General features: G+C 38.4%; 9 protein-coding genes. 8 read left to right on the forward strand and 1 reads right to left on the reverse strand.

The window, feature by feature from the left end; all coding sequences use genetic code 11:
- Nucleotides 1–10 precede the first annotated feature (10 nt).
- The 4 genes from AC1WHX_RS08685 to AC1WHX_RS08700 all read left to right on the forward strand — a co-directional run bounded on the left by AC1WHX_RS08685 (nucleotide 11) and on the right by AC1WHX_RS08700 (nucleotide 3,142).
- Entirely contained in the window at nucleotides 11–1,312 is a 1,302-nt protein-coding gene (locus AC1WHX_RS08685; protein WP_009316738.1) for a phenylacetate--CoA ligase family protein, read from the forward strand.
- A gap of 14 nt (nucleotides 1,313–1,326) precedes the next feature.
- On the forward strand, nucleotides 1,327–1,752 hold the full coding sequence (locus tag AC1WHX_RS08690) for an ACT domain-containing protein (RefSeq protein ID WP_009316739.1): 426 nt from the start codon (nucleotides 1,327–1,329) through the stop codon (nucleotides 1,750–1,752).
- A gap of 240 nt (nucleotides 1,753–1,992) precedes the next feature.
- Complete coding sequence (locus tag AC1WHX_RS08695) at nucleotides 1,993–2,796, forward strand: outer membrane protein assembly factor BamD (protein WP_022599526.1); 804 nt, start codon at nucleotides 1,993–1,995, stop codon at nucleotides 2,794–2,796.
- 13 nt (nucleotides 2,797–2,809) lie between these two features.
- Nucleotides 2,810–3,142 carry a DNA-directed RNA polymerase subunit omega gene (locus AC1WHX_RS08700; protein WP_303115604.1) on the forward strand — a complete coding sequence of 111 codons (333 nt, stop codon included), beginning with the start codon at nucleotides 2,810–2,812 and terminating at the stop codon, nucleotides 3,140–3,142.
- A 122-nt stretch (nucleotides 3,143–3,264) separates the two neighbouring features.
- On the opposite strand, the gene AC1WHX_RS08705 is transcribed toward AC1WHX_RS08700, so the two are convergent.
- Nucleotides 3,265–4,080 carry a phosphate ABC transporter substrate-binding protein gene (locus tag AC1WHX_RS08705; RefSeq protein WP_481229169.1) on the reverse strand — a complete coding sequence of 272 codons (816 nt, stop codon included), beginning with the start codon at nucleotides 4,078–4,080 and terminating at the stop codon, nucleotides 3,265–3,267.
- 192 nt (nucleotides 4,081–4,272) lie between these two features.
- On the opposite strand from AC1WHX_RS08705, the gene pstC reads away from it, so the two are divergent.
- Genes pstC through phoU form a run of 4 tightly spaced genes read left to right on the forward strand, consistent with a single transcriptional unit; the run spans nucleotide 4,273 to nucleotide 7,820 of the window.
- On the forward strand, nucleotides 4,273–5,457 hold the full coding sequence (pstC, locus tag AC1WHX_RS08710) for a phosphate ABC transporter permease subunit PstC (protein WP_303115600.1): 1,185 nt from the start codon (nucleotides 4,273–4,275) through the stop codon (nucleotides 5,455–5,457).
- 4 nt (nucleotides 5,458–5,461) lie between these two features.
- Nucleotides 5,462–6,352, forward strand: a complete 891-nt coding sequence (gene pstA, locus AC1WHX_RS08715; RefSeq protein ID WP_270214480.1) for a phosphate ABC transporter permease PstA — start codon at nucleotides 5,462–5,464, stop codon at nucleotides 6,350–6,352.
- An 11-nt stretch (nucleotides 6,353–6,363) separates the two neighbouring features.
- Complete coding sequence (gene pstB, locus AC1WHX_RS08720; RefSeq protein ID WP_009316745.1) at nucleotides 6,364–7,116, forward strand: phosphate ABC transporter ATP-binding protein PstB; 753 nt, start codon at nucleotides 6,364–6,366, stop codon at nucleotides 7,114–7,116.
- A 23-nt stretch (nucleotides 7,117–7,139) separates the two neighbouring features.
- Nucleotides 7,140–7,820: a phosphate signaling complex protein PhoU gene (gene phoU / locus AC1WHX_RS08725; RefSeq protein ID WP_022390672.1), complete on the forward strand. Its 681-nt coding sequence runs from the start codon at nucleotides 7,140–7,142 to the stop codon at nucleotides 7,818–7,820.
- Nucleotides 7,821–7,958 lie beyond the last annotated feature (138 nt).

The following is a 7,958-nucleotide window of genomic DNA, read 5'->3' on the forward strand; positions in this document are numbered from 1 at the left end:
GTAATATACCATGATTTGGAATGAAACGATCGAATGCATGAGTCGGGATGAAATGCGCAAGTTACAGGGAATCCGGCTGCGGCAAACCGTAGAAAGAGTTTATCATAATACTCCGTTTTATCGTAAGAAAATGCAGGAACTGGGAATAACCCCTAACGATATAAATAGTATTGATGATATCGTCAAACTCCCTTTTACGACAAAACAGGATTTGAGAGATAATTACCCCTTTGGGCTTTTTGCAGTTCCGATGTCGGAGATTGTGCGTTTGCATGCTTCTTCGGGGACGACCGGTCGTCCTACTGTCGTAGGATATACTCGCCAGGATTTGGCGACTTGGGGAGAGGTTGTAGCTCGTTGTCTGTCTGCTTATGGTACGGATAAGCACGATATATTTCATGTCTCTTTCGGTTACGGGTTGTTTACCGGAGGTTTGGGCTTGCACTATGGTGTAGAGAATTTGGGCGCGACGGTTATTCCCATGTCGAGTGGAAATACGGCTAAACAGATACAGTTGATGCATGATTTTGGCTCTACGGCTTTGGCTTGTACCCCTTCTTACGCTCTTTATTTAGCTGATGCGATAAAAGATTCTGGTATCCCTCGTGAAGAATTTAAGTTGAGGGTCGGTATGTTCGGAGCAGAGCCTTGGTCTGAAAATATGCGCCGTGAAATAGAATCTAAATTGGGTATCAAAGCTTTTGATATTTACGGTTTGAGTGAGGTAATGGGACCTGGTGTGTCTTATGAATGTGAGTGTCAACATGGTGCGCATATCAGTGAGGATCATTTTTTCCCGGAAATCATCGATCCCAAAACATTCGAACCATTGTCGCCGGGAGAGTCAGGAGAATTGGTATTTACAACGATAACGAAAGAAGGATTGCCTTTGCTTCGTTATCGTACCAAAGATTTATGCTCTCTCATATATGATAAATGCGATTGTGGGCGGACCACTGTGCGTATGAGCCGGATTACCGGACGCAGTGACGATATGTTGATTATTCGGGGAGTAAATGTATTCCCTTCTCAGGTCGAGAGTGTAATTCTTGAATTGGAAGAATTCGAACCTCATTATATGCTGATTGTTGACCGTAAAAATAATCTGGACACACTGGAAGTTCAAGTAGAGGTTCGGGAGCAATTCTATTCGGATGAGATCAACAGAATGATGGAGCTGAAAAAGAAAATAGGACACCGACTGCAAAGTGTTCTCGGTATTGCTGCCAATATAAAATTGGTAGAACCTCGTAGCATAGAACGCAGTCAGGGAAAAGCTAAACGAGTGATTGATAACCGCAAGATTGATTAAAAAACAATACGATTATGATTATAAAACAGCTATCGGTTTTTCTTGAAAACAAGACCGGACGTATTAACGAAGTAACCCGTATATTGGGAGAAGAAGGTGTAAACCTTTCGGCATTTAGTATGGCTGAAACCGCAGATTTCGGCATTCTTCGTGTTATTGTTTCTGACCCGGATAAAGCTTTGGAAGCTTTGAAGAAACACCATTTCGGAGTCTCTTTGACCGATGTCGTCTGTCTTAACTGTCCGAATACACCGGGAGCTTTGGCTAAAGCATTAGGGTATCTTTCTGATGAGAATGTTTTTATTGAATATATGTATGCATTTGCAGCCGGAGATGTTGCCCATGTCGTTATTCGTCCGGATAATATAGAGAATTGTATTCGGGTATTGACCGAACATCGGCTCGAATTGATGGCTGCGCATCAGTTGTATAAACTTTGATAAAAAATTTGATGAATATAGAATAGTGCCGTATATTTGTTTTCATAAGACGGATATACAGCACTATTTCGTATATTTGGAGACATGTAAAAATTCAAATGGATTTTGAAGTGTCGGTCTGAATTTTGCGTAGAGGCTCTCAAACTTGATGACTCAAAACAGTTTCTTAATCCGTTAAAATTCATTTTTTTGTTTTCGTTATTCAATCAGTTTATCTACATTTGCACATTATTTGTCTATATGAAGAAGAGAATTTTATATTTATTTGTATCGGTATTATTTCTTGCTTCGTGCAGTGAGTATAATAAAATACTTAAAAGTACCGATTATGATATGAAATATGAATATGCCAAGAAATATTTTGAACAGAAAAAATATGCTCGGGCATATACTCTGTTAGGAGAGTTGGTGACAATATATAAGGGTACAGATAAAGCTGAAGAATCCCTTTATCTATTGGCTCGTAGTCATTATATGGCGAAAGATTATTCAACATCGGGGCAGTATTTTACAACATACTATACCAACTATCCTAAAGGCCAGTTTGCAGAGCTTTCCCGTTTTTATGCCGGTTATGGTTATTATTTGGATTCTCCCGAGCCGGAACTCGATCAGTCGGGAACCTATAAGGCAATAGATGAGATGCAGATGTTTCTGGAATATTTTCCGAGAAGCGAAAAAGCAAAGGAAGCTCAAGATATAATCTTTGCTTTACAGGAAAAATTGGTAGAAAAAGAGTGGTTGAATGCACAATTATATTATAATTTGGGCAACTATATGGGTAACAATTATGATGCGGCTGTGATTACTGCACAGAATGCTCTGAAAGATTATCCCTATACAAAGAGAAAAGAAGATCTTTCGATGTTGATCTTGAAATCGAAATATCAAGAAGCTATACAGAGTGTGGAAGAGAAAAAGATAGAACGGTTCAGAGACGTGATCGATGAATATTATAGTTTTATCAATGATTTTCCCGATGGAGCAAATGCAAAGGATGCTAAGAAAATTTTTAATGTAGCAAGTAAATACGTAAAAGATTAATCAATACAATAATATGGATTACAAGAAAACGAATGCACCGACAAACACTGTTACCCGTGATATGATCGCTTTGTCATCGGATACAGGAAATGTTTATGAGACTGTTTGTATTATAGCAAAAAGAGCTAATCAGATTTCTGTAGAAATGAAAAATGATATGGAAAAGAAGTTACAGGAATTTGCTTCTTTTAATGATAATCTTGAAGAAGTATTCGAAAACAGAGAGCAGATTGAAATCTCAAGATATTATGAAAAGTTGCCGAAACCTACACTGATCGCTGCTCAGGAATATCAAGAAGGTAAAGTATATTACAGAAATCCGGCTAAAGAAAAAGAGATAATCTAAATTCCTTTTGAAATAAAACAAAGAAAAAGACGACTCCGAAAAAAAATTTCGGAGTCGTCTTTTTCTTTGTTTGAAATTCTGCTTGTTCGGGTTCTATCTCAGACAATTTTGATTTGAGTATTTTATCGGATTGGAACATAGCCGTTATCTTTGATTATGCTCTGTCCTTCATCGGATAGTAAATATTGAATAAATGGAGAGATCGTTTTCTCATTTTGTTTATTATAGTAGTAATAAAGCGGGCGAACGATCGGATACAATTTTCGGGAAGCATTGGAAACTGAAGGTAATGAGTAATTTTTGTTGTCGTATGATATAGCTAATGTCTTGATTTTAGGACTTACGTATGCTAATCCCACATACCCTATAGCGCCTTTAGTTTGACTTACCGACTGAATTACAGCTCCGGTTGCCGGCATAGAGAGTGTTCCGCTCATATAATTTTTATTTTTTAGAACGCTTTCTTTGAAAAATTCATAAGTCCCCGAGGATGTTTCCCGAGTATATACTACTATCTTTTGATCTTTACCGCCTACCTGTTTCCAGTTTTTTATTTTTCCCCGAAAAATATCTTCCAATTGTTTTCTCGTGAGTTTATTTACCGGATTGTCTGGATGAATGATAACGGCAAGAGCATCGTAAGCGATAATAACTTCTTGATTATTTTGTTTCGCCTCTTTCAATTTCATTTTTTCACTGAATTTGACAGGACGCGATAGCATTGCTATATCGGTAGTATTGTCCATTAAGGAGGATATTCCGACACCGCTTCCACCTCCTGTAACGGTAACATGTGCTTTAGGATATTTTTTCATGAAATTTTCTGCTGCTTGTTGTGAAACAGGCAGAACGGTATCGCTTCCTTTAATACGTTGTGCATATAATGATGATGTGGCGAGGAATAAAGAAATAATCAGATAACTTTTTGTTCGTTTCATATTTTTGTTTTATTCGCAAAGAAATAGAGATGATATTACAAAAGGTTTACAATGGTGTTATTTGACAGTTACAAAACCTCTCTCGGATATTTTTGTAATATGAATGTAATAATTCTGAAACAGTTTATTCAAATCTCCTTTACACGATCTTAATATGAGTTTCATTCCTTTGTGCCAACAAACAGAAACACGATGAAAAAAGTTTTTGAAAAGATTGTAGAAGGTATCCTCACTTGTAGCGGATATATAACAAGTATTACTATTTTGCTTATCGTAGCTTTCCTTTTTACAGAAGCTTTCGGTTTATTTAGTAACAAGGTAATAGAGGACGGTTATGTTTTGGTTTTGAATAAAGAAAATAAGATCGGAAAGTTAAGCAGCAGAGAGATAAAAGATATTTTCGATGAGGAAATCGTTAATTGGAAAGAAGTGGGAGGAAAAGATTTGCCTATAAAACTTTTTAGACTGGAAGATCTGACTGCTTATTATTCTGAAGTTGAATTGGGAGAATCTTATGAATTTGCATCATCTAAAATAGAGACTCTGATTAAAGATGATCCCGGAATTATCGCTTTTATACCCCGGAAATTTGTTGAGAATCCTCAGAACGTTCGTGTTTTAGAAGATCAAACGATTTCATTAAAAGAGGTATTTGCCGGGACAGAGTGGTTCCCTACGGCAACGCCGGCACCACAGTTCGGATTCTTGCCTTTGATTACGGGAACATTATGGGTAAGTTTCTTTGCCATACTTATAGCATTGCCTTTCGGTCTATCCGTATCTATCTATATGTCTGAAATTGCCACTCCGAGAGTCAGGAGCATCCTTAAACCTCTTATTGAATTATTGAGTGGAATTCCTTCGGTAGTTTACGGATTTTTCGGTTTGATAGTCATCGTTCCTATAATACAGAAAGTGTTTAATTTACCGGTTGGAGAGACAGGTTTGTCCGGAAGTGTCGTTTTAGCGATTATGGCTTTACCTACTATTATTACTGTTGCAGAAGATGCTATGCGAAACTGTCCCCGCACGATGCGCGAAGCAAGTCTGGCTTTGGGGGCTTCTCGTTGGCAAACTATATATAAAGTTGTTATTCCGTTTTCGATTTCTGGGATTACATCGGGAGTAGTCTTAGGAATCGGTCGGGCTATAGGAGAAACGATGGCGGTTTTAATGGTTACCGGGAATGCGGCGGTAATCCCTGTTTCTATTTTAGAACCTTTAAGAACGATACCCGCTACTATCGCTGCCGAATTGGGAGAAGCTCCTTCTGGAGGAGCTCATTATCAAGCACTTTTTATGCTTGGTGTAGTGCTTTTCTTTATTACGCTGATAATAAACTCATGTGTAGAATACGTATCATCAAAAAACAAGTAAAAACATGAATATCCGAAATATTTATCCAGCCGGGTATGAGGTCCGGAAAAGACGTTCTCAACACTTTGCATTCGGAATCTTTTCTCTGCTGAGTGTTCTGGTAGTAGCTATTCTGTTTGCTATTTTGGGCTTTATCATTTACAAAGGAATCGGGGTTATTAGCTGGGATTTCCTTACCGAATCTCCGACAGACGGGATGACTGCGGGAGGTATATGGCCGGCGATCGTAGGGACATTTTATTTGATGATCGGGAGCGCTCTATTTGCATTTCCGGTTGGTGTGATGAGCGGTATATATATGAATGAATATGCCCCTAAAGGAAAGTTGGTGCGTTTTATACGGGTTATGACAAACAATCTAAGCGGAATACCTTCGATCGTGTTCGGTCTGTTCGGTATGGCGTTATTTGTAAAATATCTGAATTTCGGGGATAGTATCATAGCCGGGTCATTGACTTTAGGTCTGCTTTGTGTACCGTTGGTAATCCGAACGACGGAGGAGTCGTTGAAAGCCATTCCCGACAGTCTGAGAGAAGGTAGCCGGGCTTTGGGAGCGACCAAATTGCAAACGATATGGCACGTGATTTTACCGATGGGAATGCCCAATATCATTACCGGTTTGATTCTTGCGTTAGGAAGAGTTTCAGGAGAAACAGCCCCCATATTATTTACTTGCGCCGCTTATTTTTTACCGCAATTGCCCGAAAGTATTTTTGACCAGTGTATGGCGTTACCTTATCATCTGTATGTTATCTCTACAAGCGGGACAAACATGGAAGCTCAGTTACCGCTGGCATACGGAACGGCATTGGTTCTGATCGCTATTATTCTGTTTATCAATTTACTGGCGAATGCCTTGAGAAAATATTTTTCAAACAAAGTAAAAACAAACTAATATAAAAAGAAATGAATAAGATCGATGCCCGTGACGTAAACTTTTACTATGGGAATTTTCACGCTCTCAAAGGAATAAGTATGCAGATCGAAGAAAAATCTGTCGTGGCATTTATAGGTCCGTCGGGATGTGGAAAATCCACATTTCTTCGATTGTTTAATCGTATGAATGATTTGATTCCCGATACACGGTTGAATGGAGAAATCTTGATCGATGGGAAAAATATTTATGATAAGGATATACAGGTCGATGAATTGCGGAAAAATGTAGGAATGGTTTTTCAGAGACCCAATCCCTTTCCGAAAAGTATATTCGAGAATGTTGCTTATGGGTTGCGTGTCAACGGAGTAAAGGATAAAGAATTTATTCGGAATCGCGTAGAGGAAACATTGAAAGGTGCAGCTTTGTGGAATGAAGTGAAAGATAAGTTGAAAGAATCGGCTTTTGCTCTTTCGGGAGGACAGCAGCAGCGGTTGTGCATTGCACGTGCTATGGCAGTTTCTCCTTCAGTTTTATTGATGGATGAACCTGCATCTGCCCTTGACCCGATCTCTACGGCAAAAGTAGAAGAGTTGATTCATGAACTGAAAAACGATTATACGATTGTTATCGTCACACATAATATGCAACAAGCATCGCGTATCAGTGATAAAACCGCTTTCTTTTATATGGGAGAGATGGTTGAGTATGACGATACTAAAAAGATATTTACAAATCCGGGTAAAGAGGCCACGCAAAATTATATTACCGGTCGCTTTGGTTGATATTATTAGAAATAGATAAGGTTATGGTCGAATTTATAGAATCGAAGTTAGTCCGTCTTCGCAAAGAAGTGGATGAAATGTGGGAGCTGGTAAGAACGCAGATTGATAAATCTGGAAATGCAGTGCAAAATTTGAATAGGGAAGATGCACAGACAGTCATTGTAAGAGAAAAACATGTCAATGCCTTTGAATTGAAAATAGACAGTGATATAGAGGATATAATTGCTTTATATAGTCCGGTGGCAGTAGACCTTCGGCTCGTTCTGGCAATGCTGAAGATCAATTCGAACCTGGAACGAATCGGAGATTTTGCAGAAGGAATAGCTCGGTTTGTAATTCATTGTCCTGAACCGTTAAATGAAGCATTGATGGAAAGATTGCAGTTAAAGACGATGTTTATGACTGTTCTTGATATGTTGGATATGGCTAAACGAGCTTTGGATGAGGAAAATCCGGATTTGGCTACATCTGTTCTTGCTAAAGACAATTTATTAGATGATATAAATTCGGCGGTAACGCCTATTCTTGCCGATTATTTGGGAGAACATCCGGATGATCGGTTGACTTGTCTGAATTTGGTCAGTGTATTTCGTAAGTTGGAACGTGCGGGAGATCATATTACGAATATGGCAGAAGAGATAATCTTTTTTGTAAATGCAAAAGTATTGAAACATCAGGGAAATACGGACGAACATTATATTTGATTTGCCCAAAAAAATATATTTAAGGGGGAATGAGCGATTTTAACATAGTTCATTCCCCTGTTTTTTTATAATTATACCTAGGCATGTTATAGTTTTCTTGAGAAATTGAGTCGTTACTTTTTTGATTTTACCATATTT

It is taken from the genome of Coprobacter sp., from assembly GCF_982436375.1.

Coding starts and splice junctions, on each gene's coding strand:
- AC1WHX_RS08685 (WP_009316738.1), top strand. CDS start 11: ATGATTTGGAATGAAACGATCGAATGCATGAGTCGGGATGAAATGCGC.
- AC1WHX_RS08690 (WP_009316739.1), top strand. CDS start 1,327: ATGATTATAAAACAGCTATCGGTTTTTCTTGAAAACAAGACCGGACGT.
- AC1WHX_RS08695 (WP_022599526.1), top strand. CDS start 1,993: ATGAAGAAGAGAATTTTATATTTATTTGTATCGGTATTATTTCTTGCT.
- AC1WHX_RS08700 (WP_303115604.1), top strand. CDS start 2,810: ATGGATTACAAGAAAACGAATGCACCGACAAACACTGTTACCCGTGAT.
- AC1WHX_RS08705 (WP_481229169.1), bottom strand. CDS start 4,080: ATGAAACGAACAAAAAGTTATCTGATTATTTCTTTATTCCTCGCCACA.
- pstC (WP_303115600.1), top strand. CDS start 4,273: ATGAAAAAAGTTTTTGAAAAGATTGTAGAAGGTATCCTCACTTGTAGC.
- pstA (WP_270214480.1), top strand. CDS start 5,462: ATGAATATCCGAAATATTTATCCAGCCGGGTATGAGGTCCGGAAAAGA.
- pstB (WP_009316745.1), top strand. CDS start 6,364: ATGAATAAGATCGATGCCCGTGACGTAAACTTTTACTATGGGAATTTT.
- phoU (WP_022390672.1), top strand. CDS start 7,140: ATGGTCGAATTTATAGAATCGAAGTTAGTCCGTCTTCGCAAAGAAGTG.